Source organism: Enterococcus sp. AZ079, assembly GCF_050547255.1.
Classification (GTDB): domain Bacteria; phylum Bacillota; class Bacilli; order Lactobacillales; family Enterococcaceae; genus Enterococcus_D; species Enterococcus_D casseliflavus.
The window spans coordinates 1,734,479-1,755,759 of record NZ_CP172955.1; the positions used below are offsets into that span (position 1 = coordinate 1,734,479).

20 protein-coding genes are annotated in these 21,281 nt (G+C 42.7%); 1 reads left to right on the forward strand and 19 read right to left on the reverse strand.

The annotated features are described in order from the left end of the window. Positions 1-74: 74 nt before the first annotated feature. The gene (locus IGJ15_RS08370) at positions 75-854 is read left to right on the forward strand and encodes an ABC transporter ATP-binding protein (RefSeq protein WP_333719121.1); all 780 of its coding nucleotides are present in this window, start codon (positions 75-77) and stop codon (positions 852-854) included. A gap of 173 nt (positions 855-1,027) precedes the next feature. On the opposite strand, the gene coaE is transcribed toward IGJ15_RS08370, so the two are convergent. The 19 genes from coaE to IGJ15_RS08465 form a co-directional block, all read right to left on the reverse strand. After that, complete coding sequence (gene coaE, locus IGJ15_RS08375) at positions 1,028-1,621, reverse strand: dephospho-CoA kinase (protein WP_015509632.1); 594 nt, start codon at positions 1,619-1,621, stop codon at positions 1,028-1,030. Beyond that, positions 1,618-2,460, reverse strand: a complete 843-nt coding sequence (gene mutM, locus IGJ15_RS08380) for a DNA-formamidopyrimidine glycosylase (protein ID WP_060792046.1) — start codon at positions 2,458-2,460, stop codon at positions 1,618-1,620. The genes coaE and mutM overlap by 4 nt, the downstream gene beginning before the upstream one ends. Before the next feature lie 15 nt (positions 2,461-2,475). Beyond that, positions 2,476-5,121 carry a DNA polymerase I gene (gene polA / locus IGJ15_RS08385; protein ID WP_167822783.1) on the reverse strand — a complete coding sequence of 882 codons (2,646 nt, stop codon included), beginning with the start codon at positions 5,119-5,121 and terminating at the stop codon, positions 2,476-2,478. 125 nt (positions 5,122-5,246) lie between these two features. Then, entirely contained in the window at positions 5,247-5,939 is a 693-nt protein-coding gene (locus IGJ15_RS08390) for a Bax inhibitor-1/YccA family protein (protein WP_201689046.1), read from the reverse strand. Further along, complete coding sequence (locus IGJ15_RS08395; RefSeq protein ID WP_005225996.1) at positions 5,932-6,405, reverse strand: MaoC family dehydratase; 474 nt, start codon at positions 6,403-6,405, stop codon at positions 5,932-5,934. The genes IGJ15_RS08390 and IGJ15_RS08395 overlap by 8 nt, the downstream gene beginning before the upstream one ends. Positions 6,406-6,546: 141 nt before the next feature. Continuing rightward, entirely contained in the window at positions 6,547-7,881 is a 1,335-nt protein-coding gene (gene murC / locus IGJ15_RS08400; RefSeq protein ID WP_005225995.1) for a UDP-N-acetylmuramate--L-alanine ligase, read from the reverse strand. A gap of 115 nt (positions 7,882-7,996) precedes the next feature. Continuing rightward, positions 7,997-8,461: a SprT family protein gene (locus IGJ15_RS08405; RefSeq protein WP_167822794.1), complete on the reverse strand. Its 465-nt coding sequence runs from the start codon at positions 8,459-8,461 to the stop codon at positions 7,997-7,999. Further along, the gene (locus IGJ15_RS08410; protein ID WP_167822795.1) at positions 8,458-10,644 is read right to left on the reverse strand and encodes a Tex family protein; all 2,187 of its coding nucleotides are present in this window, start codon (positions 10,642-10,644) and stop codon (positions 8,458-8,460) included. The genes IGJ15_RS08405 and IGJ15_RS08410 overlap by 4 nt, the downstream gene beginning before the upstream one ends. A 137-nt stretch (positions 10,645-10,781) precedes the next feature. Beyond that, positions 10,782-11,516, reverse strand: a complete 735-nt coding sequence (locus IGJ15_RS08415; RefSeq protein ID WP_123833883.1) for a metallophosphoesterase family protein — start codon at positions 11,514-11,516, stop codon at positions 10,782-10,784. A gap of 165 nt (positions 11,517-11,681) precedes the next feature. Continuing rightward, entirely contained in the window at positions 11,682-12,053 is a 372-nt protein-coding gene (locus tag IGJ15_RS08420; RefSeq protein WP_005225991.1) for a VOC family protein, read from the reverse strand. 22 nt (positions 12,054-12,075) lie between these two features. Further along, the gene (locus IGJ15_RS08425; protein WP_167822796.1) at positions 12,076-12,489 is read right to left on the reverse strand and encodes a DUF1149 family protein; all 414 of its coding nucleotides are present in this window, start codon (positions 12,487-12,489) and stop codon (positions 12,076-12,078) included. A gap of 92 nt (positions 12,490-12,581) precedes the next feature. Continuing rightward, entirely contained in the window at positions 12,582-13,634 is a 1,053-nt protein-coding gene (locus tag IGJ15_RS08430; RefSeq protein ID WP_005235759.1) for a SepM family pheromone-processing serine protease, read from the reverse strand. Then, entirely contained in the window at positions 13,624-14,118 is a 495-nt protein-coding gene (coaD, locus tag IGJ15_RS08435; protein WP_005231326.1) for a pantetheine-phosphate adenylyltransferase, read from the reverse strand. Before coaD ends, IGJ15_RS08430 begins: the two co-directional genes overlap by 11 nt. A 1-nt stretch (position 14,119) precedes the next feature. After that, positions 14,120-14,674, reverse strand: coding sequence for a 16S rRNA (guanine(966)-N(2))-methyltransferase RsmD (gene rsmD / locus IGJ15_RS08440; RefSeq protein ID WP_167822797.1), 555 nt, complete (start codon positions 14,672-14,674; stop codon positions 14,120-14,122). A 100-nt stretch (positions 14,675-14,774) separates the two neighbouring features. Further along, positions 14,775-15,119 (reverse strand): YlbG family protein, encoded by a 345-nt coding sequence (locus IGJ15_RS08445; protein ID WP_005225986.1) that lies wholly within the window; start codon positions 15,117-15,119, stop codon positions 14,775-14,777. Further along, complete coding sequence (locus IGJ15_RS08450; RefSeq protein ID WP_167822798.1) at positions 15,106-15,534, reverse strand: YlbF family regulator; 429 nt, start codon at positions 15,532-15,534, stop codon at positions 15,106-15,108. Before IGJ15_RS08450 ends, IGJ15_RS08445 begins: the two co-directional genes overlap by 14 nt. After that, on the reverse strand, positions 15,521-16,651 hold the full coding sequence (locus IGJ15_RS08455; RefSeq protein WP_167822799.1) for a CAP-associated domain-containing protein: 1,131 nt from the start codon (positions 16,649-16,651) through the stop codon (positions 15,521-15,523). The genes IGJ15_RS08450 and IGJ15_RS08455 overlap by 14 nt, the downstream gene beginning before the upstream one ends. A gap of 15 nt (positions 16,652-16,666) precedes the next feature. Continuing rightward, positions 16,667-20,095, reverse strand: a complete 3,429-nt coding sequence (locus IGJ15_RS08460; RefSeq protein ID WP_333719119.1) for a pyruvate carboxylase — start codon at positions 20,093-20,095, stop codon at positions 16,667-16,669. Positions 20,096-20,117: 22 nt separating this feature from the next. Further along, positions 20,118-21,281, reverse strand: a complete 1,164-nt coding sequence (locus tag IGJ15_RS08465) for an FtsW/RodA/SpoVE family cell cycle protein (RefSeq protein ID WP_087627421.1) — start codon at positions 21,279-21,281, stop codon at positions 20,118-20,120.

A 21,281-nucleotide genomic window follows, 5' to 3' on the forward strand; every position in this document is an offset into this window, starting at 1 on the left:
CTATAATATGAGCGATTATTTTCTGAATATTCTTACAACTGGAGGTGAAGAACCTGTTTAAGGTTCGACAATAGATGACAATCCTCGATTTCCAACAGGTTTCATTCGTTCGCAACAAGAACTATTTATTAAAAGCGATCAATTGGCAAGTGAAAAAAAATGAGCATTGGGCGATTTTAGGTCTGAATGGTGCTGGCAAAAGTTTATTACTCCAAATGATCACGGGAAGTTTATGGCCTTCTTCTGGTCAACGAACGGTCTTAGGGGAGCGTTACGGAAAAACGTCTGTGCCCGATCTTCAACGGCGCATAGGTTGGGTCAGTTCAGCGCTGCAAAGCAAGTTTTATGGTCGCGATCTTGCCGAAGAGATCGTTCTTTCCGGACTTTATTCCAGTATTGGTCTTTATGAGTCCTACGAAGAAGAACAGCTGATCCAAGCAAAAGAGCTTTTGGCTGACTTAGGTTTGTCGCATCTGATCCATCGTTCCTATCACGTCCTTTCTCAAGGGGAAAAACAATTTGTCATGATCTCACGTGCCATGATGGCACAACCAGAGATCCTCATTTTGGACGAACCATGTACGGGCCTTGATTTATTTGCACGAGAAGAACTGCTAACCCGTCTGGAGGCTTTCTCACAGCTGCCGAATACGCCGACTCTTCTTTACGTTACCCATCATACGGAAGAGCTACTACCGATTTTCACTCATTTGCTGATGTTAAAAAACGGCAAAGTCCACGCCGCTGGTCAACGAGAGACGATTTTTACTGAGGAGGTTCTCACCTCTTTTTATGATCAGCCGATCGTTCTTCACCCCTTTTCCAGCAATCGCGTGATCGTGACCCCAAAATAAATCTGGGCTGGTACTTTGATGTTTAACCATTCATACACGATCGTCTTACTTTCCAAACCAAACAGTTTCCGACGTGTTTCAGCGCCAGTTGTTTTTGGAAATGATAGGGCTAGGTTTGCTATTGAAAGACAAATAGCAGGTTCCCTTTTGCTGAAGGGAACCTGCTGTCTTATCTATTTGTTTAAGGATGCTAACCAATCATCGATCTGCTGATTGAGTTGGGCGATCGTTCCTTGATTATCAAAGACAATATCGGCCCGTTGTTTCTTTTTCTCAATGGAAAGCTGACTGTCGATTCGTTGTTGCGCTTCTTGCTCACTCAGTTGATTACGTGCCATCAACCGCTCTTTTTGAAGCGCTTCTGGCACATAAACGACTGCGGTTTGATCCATGTATTGGTCATAGTCGGCTTCATAAAGCAAAGGAATGTCAACGATCAACAAGGGCACTTGCTGCCTTTTTTCTTCGATCTGAGACAAAATCTCTTGTCGAATAAATGGCGACAGCGTCTGATTCAGCAAGCGACGTTTTTCTGGATCATTAAATATCAGGGCACCGAGGGTTTGCCGATCCAGGTGTCCGTCATCGGTCAAAATCTGCGGACCAAAGGCTTGTGTCACCGCCTGCAAGCCCTCCGTATTCGGTTCAACGACTTCTCTGGCGATGATATCGGCATCAATAATCGGTAAGCCCAGTGAGCGAAAATGTGCGACTGCGGTACTTTTCCCAGTGGCGATCCCGCCAGTGACCCCTAAGACAAAGCTCATTTGCTGGACCTCACATGCAATTTTTGGCACTGAGGACAAAAGTGCGTCCCCCGTTGGGCAACCTTGGTCTTGACGATTGGTGTCCCGCATCGCCCGCAAGGATTGCCCGTTTGGCCATAGACATTTAATGACATTTGGAATTTTCCTGCTTCGCCCAATGCATTGAGATAGGTCCGAATGGTTGTCCCCCCTGCTTCAACGGCGCGTTCCAAGACATCGATGATCGCTTGATGCAACACGTTGGCTTCTGCTGGGGTGAGCGAATCTGCTGGTTGTTCAGGATGGATCTTCGCTTGCCATAGCGCCTCATCTACATAAATATTGCCCAAACCAGTCACAAGTTTTTGATCTAACAAAAGGGGTTTGATGGCTTTTTTAGACCGCTTCAATCCTTGCTCAAATGCTTCTAATAAAAACAATTCAGGCTTAGGCTCAGGACCTAATTGCATGATGCCTTTATAGGCTGCGCTTTGGTCTTTATCCACTAAAGTCATACGACCAAATTTTCTTACATCATGGTAATTTAACTGACTGCCATCCGTAAAATGGAAAATGACATGTGTATGTTTATCGACAATCGGGTCTGACTCAAAATACTCGTACTTGCCTTCCATTCGTAGATGAGAGATCAGATCATAATCTGTCAATTTAAAAATCAAAAATTTTCCACGTCGTTCAAATTTTTCAAAACGTTGCCCTTTCAACAGTGCCGAAAAGATCGGCACTTCAGGACTTTCGATGATTCGCGGCCAAAGGATCTCGACCGATTCGATCGTTTTATTTAAAACAAGTTTTTCAAGTCCTTTGCGGACCGTTTCAACTTCTGGTAATTCAGGCACCTCTGTTCACCTCATTTATTTTGCATCGTACCATGTTTTGCCCCAATTGCTGTCTGTCAGTAAAGGGACATGCAATGCAACGGCTTGCTCCATCACTTCTTTCACTAAAGCGTCAAGACGAGGCAATTCAGATTCAGGTACTTCAAAGACTAGTTCATCGTGTACTTGCAGCAGCATCGTTGCTGCTAATTTTTCTTCTTTCAAACGTTTCGCCAAATCGATCATGGCAATCTTTAAGATATCCGCCGCACTGCCTTGGATCGGTGTATTGATGGCGGTTCTTTCAGCAAAAGTCCGAATATTGAAATTGCGCGAATTGATATCAGGTAGGTAACGACGGCGATGATACAAGGTTTCAACGTACCCTTTGTCCTTCGCCTCACGAACCACATCCTCCATGTACGTTTTCACACCAGGATATTTTTCAAAATACGTATCAATGTATTGTTGGGCGGCTTTTCTGGTGATTCCTAGATTCTGGGATAAGCCATAATCGGAAATACCATAAACGATACCGAAGTTGACCGCTTTGGCTTGACGACGCATATTTGGTGTCACATCTTCTGCTTTTTCGATACCAAAGACTCGCATCGCTGTGCTTGAGTGGATATCTTGACCTTCGATAAAGGCTTCTTTCAAATGGGTATCATCTGAAATATGTGCCAACACCCGCAATTCGATTTGAGAGTAGTCAGAAGAATAGATCACCCAATCAGCTTCTCGTGGCACAAAGGCTTCACGGATCTTTCGACCTTCTTCTAAACGAATCGGAATGTTTTGCAGGTTCGGATCGACAGAACTTAAACGACCAGTTTGGGTCAAGGTTTGTACATATCGTGTATGGACTTTGCCATCCCCTTGGATCACTTTTAATAAGCCTTCTACATAGGTTGATTGGATCTTAGCGATTTGACGATAAGTCAAAATGTCTTCAACGATCGGTGCTTGCTCTTTTAGTTGTTCTAACACATCGACTGCTGTCGAATAGCCAGTTTTGGTTTTTTTGATAACTGGTAAGCCCATTTTTTCAAATAAAATTACACCCAGTTGTTTCGGTGAGTTTAAGTTGAAGGTTTCACCAGCTTCGGCGTAGATTTTCTCTTCAATTTCATGCAACCGTTGCGCAAATTCGCCCTTCATCTGATGCAAGCGAGACGCATCAACTTTGATTCCAGTAATCTCCATATCAGCTAAAATCATTGATAAAGGCAATTCCATTTCTTCGAATAGCGCTGTTTGATTCTTCGCTGCCAATTCTTCCGTGAGCTTTGGTGTTAGGTTCGTAATCGCTGCTACTTTCCGGGCTAAATGAGCAAAGAAGTCTTCCTCATCCGCTGGCAGACCTTTTTTCGCACCTTTTCCATAAATCGCTTCATCCGATTGGATCGCATCATAGCCATAGTGAGCGGCAACACCTGCGATGTCATTATTCGTATCATTCGTGTCTAAAAGATAAGCTGCCAATAAAACATCAAAAGCGATTCCTTTTGGTGCTGTCGTGTATCGGTTTAATGCCACATACGTGCGTTTGGCATCATAGACGATTTTTTTACGTTCCTCGTCTTTTAACCAATTGGTAAAGACTGGACTTTCAAACAATTCTTCACGATTGCTGACATAAATTTTTTCTTGATTGCCCCAAGCAACACCGACGATATCTTCCAAATGATAGTTATCCCCCATCATCTCGACATACAATGCTGTGTCTCCTTGGAACATATCTTCTGTAACTTCTTCAACGACCGAAAATAAAATGTCTTCCATCTCAACTGGTTCAGCTGTAATCTGCAACTTCTCTAAGAAGCTATTAAAGTTCATTTCTTGGTAGAATGGCACCAATTTCTCTAAATCTTTGCCTTCATATTTCAGTTTGTCAACATCGACCTCAATGGGCGCATCCACATCGATGGTTGCTAATTGTTTTGAAAGAAAGGCGATCTCACGGTCATTGATCAGGTTTTCTTTCATCTTGCTTTTTTTCATTTCATCGATGTGTTCATAGATCCCCTCAACGGAGCCATATTCCTTCAATAATTTGATGGCTGTCTTCTCACCAATTTTGGTGACACCAGGAATATTATCGGAAGCATCGCCGGCTAGTCCTTTCATGTCGATGATTTGTAAGGGCGTTAGGCCGTCATATTTTTCAGCCACATGAGCGGGCGTATAACTTTCAATTTCGCTAACTCCTTTGACCGTAATATCAACTTTCACGTGCTCCGTTGCCAGCTGGGTCAAATCGCGATCGCCAGATAAAACGACGACATCAAACAGCTCTTTGTCGACTTTATTTGCCAATGTGCCAATGATATCATCGGCTTCGTAGTTATCTAATTCGTAGTATTGAACACCTAACGCGTTGATCAATTCGCGAATGTAAGGCATTTGTTCTTTGAATTCCCCAGGGGTTTTTGAACGTCCACCTTTATAGTCTTCATACATTGCTGTTCTGAAGGTGGTTTTTCCAGCATCAAAAGCCACTAAAACATGTGTTGGCTGTTCTTTTGCCATCACATTTTCAAACATAGTATGAAACGCATAGATGGCATTTGTGTGCAGCCCATTGGCATTTTTAAACCGTTCTAATGAATTATGCAACGCAAAAAACGCGCGAAAAGCCACACTATTCCCATCAACGAGTAGTAATTTATTTTTTGGCATTTGATTACTCCTTTTCTCAAAAAGTTCCTCTTTATTCTATCAAAGAACGGGCACAAAAGCGATGAATTGCTTTGTTTTCTCTCTTATTTTATGCAAAAAAAAAGGCGAGTTTCCTCGCACTTTTTTTAGTTGTTTTTCCCAAAGATTCGCAATAACGCAAGGAATAAGTTGATAAAGTCCAAATACAGTTGTAATGCCATGAAAACGGCCATTCCTGTATTTGCGCCACCATTCGTTGCGAAATATACATTGCGGATTTGCTGATTGTCATAGGCGGTGATCCCCATAAAGACAAAGACGGTCACGATCGATAAGAAAAAGTCAACCGGTTGACTGCGTAAAATAAATACATTCAAGAGCGTCGAGATGATGATCCCGATCAACAGACCATAGCCGATACGACCAACCACACTTAGATCCCGTTTAGTCATGATCCCAAATGCTGACATGACACCAAAAGTGACAGCTGCGGAAACAAATGCTCCCACGATCGATCCAAAGTCATAGATCATCAGTGTCACAGACAAGGTCAATCCATTCAAGAGCGAATAGACTAAAAAGCCAGCAACGGTCAAGGACGGATTTTTCTGCGCCTTCACCCCTAATACAATAACTAGAATGATCTGTAAGATCCAAAGACCGGTAAATCCTAGCGGAAAGTTGTCAATAAATTGCAGCGTTTGCGCTTGAAAGACTTCCCCAAATATATAGGCTGAGATCGCACTGATCGCAAGCCCAACGCCGAAGAATAAATACACTTTTGAATAAAAGCGATTTAAGCCTTGGGCTTGGACGGTTTCATTATTTAAATTATTCATCTTGTTGTTCCTCCTCATTTTCTGCTACTGCTTTTGGCGGCTGGACCATGACCACAGCATCTAAAATACGATGATCTTCTGTGTTGATCGCTTCAACCGAAATAGTTACCACGTCTTTCATTTTATCCACTTTGATCACTTCGAATTCAAAGGTCAACGTTTCATAATGATATACAGGTTCAATAAAGTTTACCGAAAAATTGACTACATGAGAGCCAGGACCAGGCAAATGTTTCGATACGGCACTGGTGATGATCCCCATCAACATAATGGATGGTACGATGGGACGCTGGTACTCAGTTTTTTGCGTGTAGTCATGTTGTATATACAAAGGATTGGCATCATTAGTCAGCCCTAGATATAACAACAGTTGATTGTCTTCGATCGATTCTGTTAAGGATAACGAATCGCCTTCCTCGATATCTTCAATACTTTTTCCTATTTTTCGCGGTTTCCCTATATTCAAAATTTAATTCCTCCAAAAAGAATAGTTTCATCTGAGTATATTCTATCAGATGCCGACAAAAGTGCAAGTTCGCGGTGCTGCTTTTGCAAAAACTTCACATGTAAAAAACTCTTGCAGCAAACACGCCACAAGAGTCTTTGATTACAATACGTTACGAGTTGTATTGCTTAATAGTTTTTCATAGGCTGTCTCAAATTTTTGCACATCGCCTGCTCCCATGAAAATCACGACAGCATTTTGATGATCCAATAGCGGAGATACGTTCTCTTCTTTGATCACAGTTCCGCCTTTTTGAATTTTCTTGCCTAGATCTTCAATTTTAACATCTCCTCGTGATTCACGAGCAGATCCAAAAATGTCACATAGATAGACATGGTCTGCAAGATCCAATGCTTCCGCAAATTCATCCATCAAAGCGATCGTGCGGGTAAAGGTATGTGGTTGGAAGACAGCAATAATTTCTTTCTCTGGATATTTTTGACGAGCGCCATCGATCGTTGCTTTGATTTCTGCAGGATGGTGGGCGTAGTCGTCCACGATCGTCATATCCGCCACGATTTTTTCGCTAAAGCGGCGTTTCACTCCAGGAAATGAAATCATCTCAGCAGCAACTTCTTTCATATCCAATCCTTCTTTGTAAGCCACAGCGATCACACTTAATGCGTTGTTGATGTTGTGCTGACCAAACGCTGGTAAGACAAAATGGCCAATATTTTCACCATGGATGAAGACGTCGAACTCTGAACCTTGGGTGGTGCGTTCAATATTTTTTGCTTGGACATCGTCGTTATCGTTGACGCCGTAATAGTAGATTGGGACATCGGCTTCAAGTTTACGCAAGTATTCATCATCACCAAAAGCAAAGATGCCTTTTTTCACTTGACTTGCCATCGATTGAAAGGCTGAGAAGACATCCTCGATCGAGTGGAAGTAGTCTGGGTGATCAAAATCGATGTTGGTCATGATTGCATAATCCGGTGAATACGCTAAGAAATGACGACGGTATTCACAAGCTTCAAACGAGAAGAATTCCGCATCAGGTTCCCCATGACCAGTACCATCGCCAATCAAGAAACTTGTTGGACGGATGCCGCTTAAGACATGAGAAAGCAATCCTGTCGTACTGGTTTTCCCGTGAGAACCGGTCACCGCAATACTCGTATAGGGCTGAATGAATTGGCCAATAAAGTCATGATAACGAGTAACTTCTAAACCAAGTTCTTTTGCCCGTACGATTTCTTCGTGGGTGTCAGGGAAAGCATTCCCTTGGATAATGACCATTTCTGGTTGAATGTTTGCTTTATCGAAAGGCAACAATTTGATCGCTGCTTTTTCTAGATCACGTTGAGTGAAGAAATATTCTTCCACATCAGAGCCTTGTACTTGGTAGCCTTTTTCGTGCAGAATCAAAGCCAATGAACTCATACCGGAACCTTTGATTCCAACAAAATGATGTATTTTGTTTTGATTTTCCATTATTATAATCCTCTTTTCTCAAATCCGCGTCGTAAAAAAAACGCGTGTATTGACAAATATCAGGTTGTCACACGACCTACATTATCATACAAAATGAAAAAAATAGCAACGAGTTTTATTTTTCGACTTGACTTTTCTCATCATTTCCTATTTCTATCAAACGTCCACGGCATTTTCCACAAACATATTTTTTGATATCCACACGTCGCTGCCGCCGAATCTCGCAGCCGCAATTTTGGCATCGATAGCGATGTTTGGCTGTCCTTTTGGCAGGAGGTGCATAACGCAAGCCTCCCGTTCTTGCCAGCAATGCTTTAAAGGCAGGATCTTGGTGACGGTGACCAAGACCTGCTAAGTGCAAATGATAATGACACAATTCATGCTTGATAATGCCGATAAAAACCTCCATCCCGTGTTCTGTGAGCATGGTTGGATTGAAATCCAAGTGGTGATCACTTAGATGGTAGCGGCCACCGGTTGTTTTTAAGCGAGAATTAAACACCGCTCGATGCGTGAATGGTTTGTTGAAAACAGACAGCGACAGCTCTTCCACCAACCGCTGCAGTTCTTGTTGGGTCATTTTGCATTTCCCGGATCGACCATGGTTAAACTGATACGGCCTTTTTTGACATCTACTTGCTCGATCCAAACGGTTACGACATCACCGACGGAAACAACGTCTTTCGGATGCTTTACAAACGAACGGCTCAGCTTCGACAAATGCACCAGTCCATCTTGTTTGACACCGATATCGACGAAAGCACCAAAGTCGATCACATTTCGAACCGTTCCCTTCAGTTCCATTCCCGGTTTTAGGTCCTCCATACTCAGCACATCTTTGCGCAATAATGGGGCTGGCATTTCATCACGCATATCGCGTCCAGGCTGCATTAACGCCTTTAGGATATCCGTGATGGTTTCTTTGCCGACTGACAATTTTGCGGAAAGCTCCGCTGGGCGTAGTTGGGCAAGTTTCGCTTTATTTTCTTCCATTTGCTCTTTCCCTAGCTCCGCTAAAGAAATACCCGCGATCGCCAAAATTTCTTTGGCAGTGTCATAACTTTCTGGATGGATCCCGGTATTGTCCAAAATGACTTTTCCGCCAGGTATCCGCATAAAGCCGATCGCCTGTTCATAAGCTTTTGGTCCTAAGCGAGGGACTTTTTTCAGTTGATTCCGCTGCGTAAATACACCAGTTTCTTCTCGATAAGTCACGATATTTTGAGCAGTGGTTTTATTTAAACCAGCTACATGCTGCAAGAGTGCCGCACTTGCGGTATTGACGTCAACGCCAACTTGGTTGACAACAGTCTCAACAACAAAATCCAATTGTTCAGCGAGGCGTTTTTGCGAAACGTCATGCTGGTATTGTCCGACGCCCACGGATTGTGGATCAATTTTGACTAATTCTGCCAAGGGATCTTGCAGACGGCGACCAATACTGATGGCGCTGCGTTCTTCCACTTGCAGATCAGGGAATTCTTGACGAGCGATCGGACTGGCAGAATAAACAGAAGCGCCTGCCTCATTCACGATCACATAATATACTTCTTGATCGATCAATTTTAATTGTTCAGCGACGAATTGCTCTGATTCCCGACTCGCAGTCCCATTACCGATTGCGACCATCTCGACTTTATAGGTTTGTAATAAGCGACGAAACGCTGGTCCGGCAGCTTCTCGCTTATTCATAGGCGCTGGTTTATGAGGATAGATCACTTCGATCGCTAGTACTTTTCCAGTCTCATCAATGACGGCTAGTTTACAGCCTGTACGATACGCTGGATCAAAACCTAAAACGACTTTGCCCTTCAATGGCGGCTGCAGCAACAGATTGCGAAGATTTTCTCCAAAAATCGCAATTGCTTGTTCGTCAGCTTTTTCTGTCAATTCATTGCGGATCTCTCGTTCGATGGCTGGTGAAATAAACCGTTTCAGCGCATCAGCAGCTGCAGCTTCAACAAAACCGGCTGCGGGTGAATCCCTATTCGTGATCAATTTGCGACGTAGGTAATCCATGATTTTTTCTTCATCTGCCACAAGGGCGACCTTCAAGATGTCTTCTTGTTCCCCACGATTAGTGGCTAAAATTCGGTGGGACACCATCTTATTGATAGGATGCTGGAAATCGTAATACATTTCATAAACGCCTTTTTCATCTTTTTCAGCATTTTTGACCGTGCTTTGATACAGTCCTTTGTTTGTGTAATAGCTGCGGATCCAACTACGAAACTCTGCAGTATCACCAACGCCTTCTGCAATGATCTCGTGCGCGCCTGCTAAGGCATCTTCTACAGTAGGAACAGCATCACTGATAAATTCGGCCGCTTTTTCTTGAACGTCACCTGCTTTTGGGAAGCTTAACAGCCACTGAGCAAATGGTTCCAAGCCGTTCTCTTTGGCGATCGTCGCTTTGGTGCGTCGTTTTTGTTTATAAGGACGATACAGGTCTTCGACGGCCTGCATTTTTGTCGCAGCTAAAATCGCCTGTGATAGTTCAGGCGTTAGCTTTTCTTGTTCTTCTATCAAACGCAAAACCTCTTGCTTGCGTTTCTCTAAGTTTTCTAAGTATTGGTATCGCACTTCAATTTCTCGAATCTGAACTTCGTCAAGTCCATTCGTCATTTCTTTACGGTAGCGGGCAATAAAGGGGACGGTATTTCCTTCTTGCAATAACTGCAACACCGTACTGATTTGTTTTTGGGTAAAAGCGGTTAATTCTTGTTTTACTAAATCAAGTACCTCTTGATTCATTTCTGCCATTTGTTCTCACCTTTCCTTTGTTGCTTTTGCTATTTTAACATAAAAAAGACAGCCATTGAGCGAACAAGATTGCACGAAAACAATGTTGCTTTCGCGACTCTTGTTATGGCTGCTTTTGTCTTTTCTCAAAAAGACTTTTAAAAGTCTGGTTGCCAAGGACCTGCTAAATTTTGGTATTCGATGTCCTGAACGATCCCTTTGTCATCGAAAATCACGCCATGCACCGATCCACCAAATACTGCCCCGCCATCGATGCCGATTTTGTCGTCTTGTTGCCATAGATCCGTCGTCTGCATATCTCCATGCAGCATGGGCGTGATGGTATGGCCAAAAACGATCGTTTTTCCTGTACGGTTTTTTCCTTTATGAAACGGCTCGCGAATCCAGATAAAATCATGGTCTGCGGTCTTACGCCAATCTTTTTTACTTAAATCCACGCCCGCATGAACAAAGAGATACTTTCCCCATTCGTAATAAAGCGGTCGCTCCATCAAAAACTCTATTAAGTCTCGATAGCTACTGCGGATCATTAAGGCGATTTCCGTCGGCGAATACTCCTCAGTAGCGCCTGTATGCAAAAGACTTTCAATCGTTTCTTTGCCGCCATTGCGTACGTAAGCGGCAAACCAATCCTCAGGGGCATTTAGAAATTGCAGAAAATACTCTTCGTGATTGCCGCGTAAATAAATCGCTTGGTATTCTTCGACTAACTTTTTTCCAAGCAAAAAACACTCTTTTGACTTCGGCCCCCGATCATTTAAGTCTCCAATCAAAAGCAGCTGATGGAGCTTAGGGTCATAATCGGTAAGAAGTTTTTTAAACAGATCGGCCATTCCATGAATATCACTGATTGCATATAGATAGTTTTGCATAGTCATTTCCTCCTTAAAGGCAATTGATTCTCTTGTTATCAATTTTAGACCTTTGCCCGTAAAATGTCTTGCAATAAAACGAAAAAACCAACCATTTGTCCTGAACAGTACGACAACATAAAGTCGGGTTCAAAAGGACGAATGATTGGTTACGATCGACAAAAGCTATTTTCCTGAAACAGCAAAATAATTACCATCCGGATCGGCAAAATTGAAAACCAGTTGTTCTTCCATCTGAATCAATTCACCCACTTCTGCTTCCATCTCTAAAAGCTTCTTATAAAGTGTCGTAATATCTTCTGCAAAAAACATGATCGATGGGGAATTCAAAGCGACTTCAGGTGAATGTGTTTCGATAAACTCACGGTCATATAAGACAAAATGTGCCTCCGCCTCTTTTGATGGCGCAATTTCAACGACGGATGTTCCATCAACGGTTTGTTGTTCAATGATCACAAACCCTAGTTCTTGCCAAAACTCAACTGCTTTCGTCACATCATCGACGTATAGCATCACTTGCATTTGATTGGAAAACAATGGGCATCCCTCCTATTTCTCGTTATTCGTCTTCTTCCTTCGCTTCTTGTGCAGCGTTCGAATTGGTATTAAAGTTCAATTGTAAACCTGGTTTGTCGGTCACGATCTCTGTCACTTCATAAGTCAAGCGTTTGACGATATCAAACAAGGGCTCAACCAAGCGATCAGTTTCGGCTTTCGTCAAATCCTCTCCAGAATTGACTTTGCGATTCAAAATATGATTGACTTGTCCGACACGTCCTGACAAAACGTAATCAGGGAACACCAATTGGAATTCTAAACGGGCACCAATAATACTGTTTTTTTCCATATATTCTTCATCTTTGACTTTTAACGGCGCAAAGCCGACATTCAATTTTGTTTCCATTTCTTTGTCTTTCGGTTTCATATCGAAATGATATGCTTCAACGATCGGTTGTTGTCTTTTTAATTCCACTAGATTCACACTCCTTATCTAAAAGTATAGCATAACCTTTTCTTTGAGCCTACTGTATTCTTTAGACAATAAAAAAAACGGCAAGTGCCGTTTTAATTTGCTTCTTTTAGTGTTGCTAGGTAGTCCAATGCATCTTGGACATTGGCGATCGGAACGATTTTCATGTCTGTGTCTAACTTCTTCGCTGCTGCCACTGCCTCTTCGTAATTCGTTTTAATGGAAGGATCTATTTCACGCTCTTCATCAGTGATTTCATCGTCCGGAGCAAAAAAGATTTCTGCACCACTTTCGCTGGCACTCGCTACTTTTTTGTCAATCCCACCGATTCGACCAACCGTCCCATCAGCTGAGATCGTTCCGGTTCCAGCAATATTATGGCCTTTACGCAAGTTATCTCCAGTTAGCTGTTCATAGATTTCAAGGGTGAACATCAACCCAGCTGAAGGCCCACCGATATTGCCAGAATCGATCACGATCTCTTCATCAGAAGTGATCTCTGTATGATCGACGAGTGAGATACCGATCCCAGCTTTTTGATTGCTTTCCAGTTCAATTAATTTGCCTGTTGCTTCTTTTTCTTCGCCATCTTGCAAGTAAGTCACGGTGATCTCATCACCAATGGTTTGACTTTGTACATAGTCGATAAAGTCTTGGCTACTTTTAAACTCTTTGCCATTGACTGCGGTAACGGTATCTCCAACGGATATTTTCCCCGCAAAGCTGGAATTTGGATCAATCCCCATGACATAGACCCCTTTATAGGTCATTTCATAAGGCAAGTCTGCCAGCTTTAATGCTTGCTCAATCGCACTATTTTGCGAGGATTCCATATAATAGCGCTGGATGCGATTGTACTCCTCATCTGTCGCACCGCCTAAAAGTTCTTCCTCACTGATCAAGTCTTGAAATTCATTGAATTTTGTTCCAATCGCCGTAAACACGGTAGCCTGTCGAATCCCGACACTGGTTAAAGAAAAGGAGCCAGCTGAGGTGTCTTCTTTTTGATTGACGGTAATCAATTCTTTTAAATCGATCGTTGCACCAGGTTGCTCGATATAATAAGGAATAGGCAAAAAGGCACAGGCTGCGATGATCAGTGCTAAAACAAACAAGAGAACATATTTGATCGTTGATTTAAGATTCATTGGTATCACGCTTCTTTACTATAGCATCGTAGATATTTTGAGGTAAATATTCGGCAACATCGCCGTTAAAGGTCAAGATTTCTTTCAACAAACTGGAACTGATGAAACTGTGCTTTGCGTCTGCTAAAAGAAAAACGGTCTCTAATGAGGGTTCTAGGTGATGGTTCATCTCCATGATGTCCCGCTCATATTCATAGTCTTTCACACTGCGAATGCCTCTAAGCAGAAACTGAGCACCTAGTTTTTTTGCGATCGTAACCGTCAGCTCCGTTTCTTGTGCCAAAATCTTGACGTTAGGAATATGGGCGAGGGCTTCTTCGATCAAATGAACTTTTTCTTCACTCGTAAAAAAACTTTTTTTATTGGTGTTTGTAAAAACGCCGACGATCAATTCATCGAAAAGCGTGGCTCCTCGCTCAATCAGGTCAACATGACCGGACGTCAATGGGTCAAAACTCCCTGGAAATAAAGCAATCTTTTTCACGTTATCCCTCATTTCTATAGATCGTCACTGCCGATATGCCATAGGTTTGGGCACGGACCAAATGCAACGAGCCGATTTGTTCTGGTAAGTCGATGGACTTGTCTGTTTCGCAAACTACGTATGCAAACGGACGAATCAATTCATCCTTCAGCATAGCTTCTAGCTGTTGCAGGATCTCTTGCTTTGCGTAAGGTGGATCTAAAAATAGATAGTCAAAACTTTGTCCCTCAGCTGCAAACTGGCGTAAGGCTTGATTGGCATCCATTTTTAGTACCGTGAACTTTTCTGGTTCTTTGGTTATTGCAATATTTTCACGGATCACTTTGATAGCTGGAAAACTACGGTCGACACAAACGGCATGCTCCGCACCACGAGAGACCGCTTCGATCGCTAAGCCCCCGCTCCCACTAAACAGATCCAGTACAACTCCTCCATCTAAATATTGCCCTAACATGTTAAAGATCGCCCCTTTTACTTTGTCTGTCGTGGGGCGAGTGTTATCTCCAGCAAGACTTTTTAATCTGCGGCCACCATATTCTCCGGCTACTACACGCATGCGTTTTTCCCTCCAAGATCTTCGTAAATACAAATATAGCACTGTTTCTATAAATAGCAATAAAAAAATGGCGGTGACTCAAGGCACCCCCACTTTTCTATTACACGTTTTCTGCCAATCGAATCATCGTATTTTTTTCTTCGATATCAAACCCTTCATCTTTCACTGGATAGGCTGCTGATGTACCAATTTTTTCAGCAAAATCCATTTCGACATCTGGTCGATAGGAAGCTTCAACTTGTCGAACAAAGTGAAACTGCTCGATTTTTGTTTTTTTGCTTTCGTATTCTTCTTCGTTCAAATACATGACCACATATTTCATTTTGCGTGACACATAATGAACGAAGCCAAAACGACGCAAATTTTTTAGTTGGCGTAGGCTGTAGACCCATACGATCAATCCTCGACGCTTCTGCATCGTAAAAGGCGTTTTATCCTCGTGCATGACAATTTCCTCCACAACTTGATTTTGATTGAAAAAAAGGACTTCCAGCATCCACTTTGACAGTTGGTGAAAAACACGTAGAAATCGCTACGGTCAGTTCATCCAGCAAACGCTGCAGCTGCGTTTCACTCCAGCGGTACTCGCTCACTTGCTCATTGAGATCCAGCTGTCGCTTAGCTGTGCGCATCGCACGCTTTTTCTCTTTGTAATCAGGGGCATATGCGCCGTACGCTTCAATTCTTTCAAAATCCAGCTTTTTTTCTAAAAACGATTGCATCAATTCCTGAGCAACAGGATCTTGATGCATGGTTTGTTTTGCTATTTGATAGTTTCTACACGTTTCACTCGCTTTGATTGCCGTCACAAGTGAATCGATTTGATCTTCAATCTCGAAAAAGGCTTCATCGTAAATCATCTGATGTACTATCCTCGGTCCCTTCTACATCTTCTTGCACTAAGACTACCATATTTGCTTCAGAAAAAGCAATTCCTATCTTTTCTGATTGTTCATGGGTCAAACGTTCAGTAAATCTTGGGTTGCTGAACCAAGATAAAATAGTAAAGGTTGGATCATAGACAGGCGCTTCAAAAATCGAAGCAGAAGCCTCTAACTCCTTCGCTGCTAATAACTCCTGCCACTCATCGTTCGTCAAAACAAAATTACTCGTTTTTTCCGAAGAAAGAGCACGTTGATAGGAATGGATGCGTTGAGAGGTCAAATGATCCGATAGATTATTCGTCAAATCTGCTAAAAGTCCGACCGCATCTTGATGCGTCTGGGTATCTTGTACAAAGCTTTCCAAACCGATTTGATTACGAAGCTTATCAATAATGACAAAGGCTAACGTCTCTTTTTCAAGATCAGCTTGTGCTTGGTCAATCGTTTGCGAAACTTGAAACAGCGGTCGTTCTCCTTCCGTCAAGGGATAGGGCGCTAACTTAAGCAGGGTCGTCTGATCCAAGTAAGTGATCGCCTGCAGTTGAGCCGTCTCTTGATCAAAGAATAAAACAGCAAATGTCCCATTATCAAACGCTACTAAGGGTCGGTAGTTCATATCTTCTTCCATCAATTCAAAACTGATGGTGCGATCATTTTGTGTCAAGGTGAAATTTGGATAAATCATGGTCAGCTCAGTCAAGTCAGTCAAGGTCATGCCCATTGCAAAGGGCGCTAGGGAAGATCCCCCGGCGCCGATCACTTTGATTGCCTGCACACTCTCACCATCCGTATTGATCTCAACATATTGCTGATCGTCTAATTGATTGTAGACCCGAATTTCAAACTCGTAGCCCGAGCGATACGTTTGAACTGGAAGCCCGTAGATTTCTTCAAAATCAGAAACAGGCTCCCCAATCAATTCAGCTAATCCTTTGGCTGCGATTGGTTCATAATTCATGGTCGTTGGTGCTTTGATTGGGTTCTCGATCGTCATTCTTGAATCTGAAGCGTTTTGCATGAATACTGGCTGCAAATACACGATTATCAGGGCTAGGACAAATAAGCCGCAAAATAATAATCCCCTTCGCTTCATCTGCTGATCGACTCCTTATTTTTCTTTGACTTCAATCAGAAGGTCTCCTGACTGGATTGGTTCCCCATCGGTTACGTAAACATGCTCAACTACACCAGAGAAGCGAGCTTCGACGGAAGTTTCCATCTTCATCGCTTCAGTGACCATCAAAGTCTGTCCACGTGCCACTCGGTCACCTTTTTTGACTAATACTTCTAAAACTGAACCACTCATGGAGGCACCGATTTGTTCTTTGTTCGTTGGCTCTGCTTTGCGTTTTGTTTGAACAGAACTGATGATCGAACTATCTTTCACAACGATTTCTCGTCGTTGACCGTTTAAGTTAAAGAAGAGGGTCCGATTGCCTTCGATATCTGGTTCACCGATTTCATCAAGACGAATGATCAAGATTTTGCCTTTTTCTAATTCGACATTGATCGTTTCGCCTAAGCGCATACCATTAAAGAAGGTTGGTGTATCAAGGACTTTTACATCGGCAAACTGCTCATACGCTTTTCGATAATCCAGGAAGACTTGCGGATACATCAAGTAGCTCAAGACTTCTTCGTGTTTTGGTTCATAGCCGATTTTTTCCGCTAGTTCTTGTTTCACTTCGGCAAAATCAACTGGTTTGGCAAAGGTTCCTGGTCGTTCCGTAAAGGCTGGGCGTCCTTTTAAGATAATACGTTGCAATTCTTTCGGGAAACCGCCGACTGGCTGACCTAACTCGCCTTGGAAGAAGGTGATCACTGATTCTGGGAAGCTCAATGTATCGCCTTTTTCAAAAATATCTTTTTCTGACAAGCCATTTTGTACCATGAAGAGCGCCATATCGCCCACGACTTTCGAAGAAGGTGTCACTTTCACGATGTCTCCAAACATCATATTGACTTCATGATACATTTCTTTGATTTCATCCCATTCTTCGCCTAAACCAACGGCTTTGGCTTGCTGCTGGAGATTGGTATATTGTCCTCCTGGCATCTCATGCTTGTACACTTCCGTTTGAGGGGCGTTCAAGCCATTTTCAAAGGAATGGTAGTACATGCGAACATCTTCCCAATAGTGATTCAATTGTTGGATATTATCCACATTGATCTCTGGGCAACGCTCGCCGTTTAAAAGAGCATAATACAAACTACTCATACTTGGCTGACTCGTTGCGCCACTGATAGCTGACATAGCGACATCCACGATATCAACGCCAGCTTTGGTAGCTGCTGAGTAAGTGATAATCCCATTCCCGCTGGTATCATGCGTATGCAGATGGATCGGTACATCGATCGTATCTTTTAACTCACTGATCAAACGATAAGCCGCTTGCGGTTTTAATAATCCAGCCATATCCTTGATAGCAATAATATGGGCACCAAGATTTTGCAATTCTTTTGCCATGTCTTTGTAATATTGTACCGAATATTTTTGGCGGGATGGATCATTGATATCCCCTGTATAACAAATCGTCGCTTCTGCAATTTTCCCCGTATCGCGAACGGCTTGGATACTTTTCTCCATTTGTGGGACCCAGTTCAAACTATCAAAGATTCGGAATACATCGATTCCTTGTGCCGCAGATTCTTTGATGAATTCTTCCAAAACATTGTCTGGATAATTGGAATATCCGACAGCGTTGGAGCCTCTAAACAACATTTGCAACAGGGTATTCGGCATTTTTTTCCTGAACATCCGCAATCTTTCCCATGGATCTTCTGTTAAGAAACGGTACGCAACGTCAAAGGTTGCTCCACCCCACATTTCACTTGAGAACAATTGTGGTAGGCCAGCTTCCGTCATCGCGGCAATTTTCTTAAAGTCATGGGTTCTTACACGAGTTGCCAACAAACTTTGATGGGCATCTCGGAAGGTTGTATCCGTCAGTAAGACATTCTTTTGTTGACCGATCCATTCAACGACACCCTCTGCACCTTTCGTATCTAAAATATTTTTGGCGCTGACAAAATCAGGCGTTGCTTGGATGTGTTGTGGCATCCGTGGTTCATTGTAGAAAGGTTTCTTTTGTTTTTCGATTCCCGGGAATCCATTGATCGTGATTTCACCGATATACTTCATGGTTTTGTTTCCACGGTCACGAATCCGAGGGAAATTGAATAGTTCTGGCGTATTGTCGATAAAAGTGGTTTTGGCTTCCCCTGAACGAAAGGCTGGATGAGAAACAACATTACGCATAAAGAGAATGTTTGTTTTTACACCACGTACTCGGAATTCTTTCAGACAGCGCATCATTTTTTGAATTGCTTGGTCGAACGAAGCTGCATGCGTACAGACTTTTACAAGTAGCGAGTCGAAATAAGGGGTTACCACTGCACCGGCATAAGCATTTCCGACATCTAAACGAACCCCAAACCCACCTGGAGAGCGGTAGGTATCGATCTTACCAGTATCTGGCATAAAATTATTCGCTGGATCTTCTGTCGTCACGCGACATTGGATCGCAACACCCTCAAAGCGAATGTCTTTTTGTTCAGGAATCCCGATTTCTTTATGCAAGTCTTTGCCTTGTGCAATCAAAATTTGTGTCGTCACGATGTCTAAATTGGTGATCATTTCAGTGATCGTATGTTCCACTTGGACCCGTGGGTTTACTTCGATAAAGTAGAATTTGTCGCCCTCTACTAAAAATTCCACGGTTCCAGCATTGATATAGCCGACATGCTTCATTAGTTGAACGGCTGCTTGGCATATTTTTTCCCGTTGTTCATCAGTCATTGACACACAAGGTGCCACCTCGACTACTTTTTGGTGGCGGCGCTGAACCGAGCAATCACGTTCAAATAAGTGAACGACGTTTCCGTGCGTATCTCCTAAAATTTGGACTTCAATATGTTTTGGATTACTAATGTATTTTTCAACGTAGACTTCATCGCTACCAAATGCCGCTTTGGCTTCACTTTTGGCACGTTCGTAGCCGTCTCTTGCTTCTTTTTCATCATGAGCGACACGCATGCCTCGCCCACCGCCCCCAAGGGCTGCTTTGATCATGATTGGATAATCATGTTCGTTTGCAAAAGCTAAAACGTCATCGATCGATGCAACTGGACCGTCAGAGCCAGGAATCGATTGAATCCCTGCCTCGATCGCTGCTGCTTTTGCTTTGATCTTGTCGCCAAAAATATCTAAATGATGGGTGGATGGTCCGATGAAAATCAAACCTTCTTCTTCACAGCGTTGAGCAAATCCCAGATTTTCTGATAAAAAGCCGTATCCAGGATGGATTCCTTCGGCACCGGCCTTTTTCGCCGTGCGAATGATATCTTCAATGTCTAAATACGCATCGATCGGACGTTTGCCTTTCCCTACTAAATACGCTTCGTCTGCTTTAAAGCGATGGACGGAGTATTCATCCTCCGCAGCATAAATTCCGACAGTTTTGATCCCAAGTTCCGCACATGCGCGGAAGACACGGATCGCGATTTCTCCACGATTGGCAACAAGAATTTTCTTCATCTAATCCACTCCATTCAATTGATCAATAATTCAAATAAACCTGTTTCCTCTTTTCTTCGGCACTGATATTTAACACAAAACCGATACAAATCGATAGCATCAGCAAGCTTGATCCACCTTGACTTAGAAATGGGAAAGTGATTCCCGTCAACGGGATCAAACCAGTGATTCCACCTAAGTTGATAAAAATCTGAGACATAAATAATGTCCCTATACCTATGCACATCATGGAATTAAAGGGATCTCTTGAACGGATACCGACAAGAAAGATTCGTCCCACCATATAGAACAAAACACCTAAAATGATGATCGATGGGATCAGCCCTAATTCTTCCATAACGATCGAAAATATATAATCGGTGTGCGCTTCGTTTAAGAAGCCACGTTTTTGGATACTATTTCCAAGCCCGCGCCCGAACAGCCCACCGTTGAACATTGCGTAATACCCATTAACCATTTGATGACCTGTATCGTATTCATCAGCAAACGGGTTCAAAAAAGATGAAAAACGACTATAGACATAGTCGGGTAAAAGCTTACCACCGGTTAGATTCACAAACAAGACGATCAACATACTACCGATAATACCTGCCACACCTAATATTAAGGTATACAGGTAATTCAATCCGCTAGACAATAACACGACAAATGCCAGCAACATAACGATTACAGCATTCCCTAAGTCGGGATAAAGTGCCATGATCCCGGTGTAGACAAAAACGATTCCGATTGGACGCCAAACCGTTTTCCAAAATTCTTGTTGGATACCTTTTTGACGATAAGATAGCGTCACCGATAAAAACCAAATCACAATAAACTTTAAATACTCTGCTGGTTGAATGGAAAAGCCAGCAATCGATAACCAACCGAGTGCCCCATTTCTTCTTGGGAAAAAGAAGGCAGCGATCAATAAGAACAAGATGACGATCATGGCGATCTGGACAAATTTTTTGTTCCGAAAAACATCCGTTTTCATTTTATACATGACAGTGATCGCTATTAGGCTCACCAACCAAAATAATGTTTGATTGATGACGTAAGAAGCAGCTGTGGTCGGTTGTGTGGCGGTCATCGCAACGTAAGATGTGGAACTATAAACCATCATCAAGCCCGTGACACACATAACAATATATGGTAATAAAATACTATAATCTAATAAATGTCTTTTCTTTACTTTCTCTGGCAA

Coding starts and splice junctions, on each gene's coding strand:
- rsmD (WP_167822797.1), bottom strand. CDS start 14,674: ATGCGTGTAGTAGCCGGAGAATATGGTGGCCGCAGATTAAAAAGTCTT.
- IGJ15_RS08370 (WP_333719121.1), top strand. CDS start 75: ATGACAATCCTCGATTTCCAACAGGTTTCATTCGTTCGCAACAAGAAC.
- IGJ15_RS08450 (WP_167822798.1), bottom strand. CDS start 15,534: ATGATTTACGATGAAGCCTTTTTCGAGATTGAAGATCAAATCGATTCA.
- murC (WP_005225995.1), bottom strand. CDS start 7,881: ATGGAAAATCAAAACAAAATACATCATTTTGTTGGAATCAAAGGTTCC.
- coaE (WP_015509632.1), bottom strand. CDS start 1,621: ATGAGCTTTGTCTTAGGGGTCACTGGCGGGATCGCCACTGGGAAAAGT.
- IGJ15_RS08415 (WP_123833883.1), bottom strand. CDS start 11,516: ATGCAAAACTATCTATATGCAATCAGTGATATTCATGGAATGGCCGAT.
- IGJ15_RS08445 (WP_005225986.1), bottom strand. CDS start 15,119: ATGCACGAGGATAAAACGCCTTTTACGATGCAGAAGCGTCGAGGATTG.
- IGJ15_RS08410 (WP_167822795.1), bottom strand. CDS start 10,644: ATGGCAGAAATGAATCAAGAGGTACTTGATTTAGTAAAACAAGAATTA.
- IGJ15_RS08405 (WP_167822794.1), bottom strand. CDS start 8,461: ATGACCCAACAAGAACTGCAGCGGTTGGTGGAAGAGCTGTCGCTGTCT.
- IGJ15_RS08460 (WP_333719119.1), bottom strand. CDS start 20,095: ATGAAGAAAATTCTTGTTGCCAATCGTGGAGAAATCGCGATCCGTGTC.
- IGJ15_RS08455 (WP_167822799.1), bottom strand. CDS start 16,651: ATGAAGCGAAGGGGATTATTATTTTGCGGCTTATTTGTCCTAGCCCTG.
- IGJ15_RS08430 (WP_005235759.1), bottom strand. CDS start 13,634: ATGAATCTTAAATCAACGATCAAATATGTTCTCTTGTTTGTTTTAGCA.
- IGJ15_RS08390 (WP_201689046.1), bottom strand. CDS start 5,939: ATGAATAATTTAAATAATGAAACCGTCCAAGCCCAAGGCTTAAATCGC.
- polA (WP_167822783.1), bottom strand. CDS start 5,121: ATGCCAAAAAATAAATTACTACTCGTTGATGGGAATAGTGTGGCTTTT.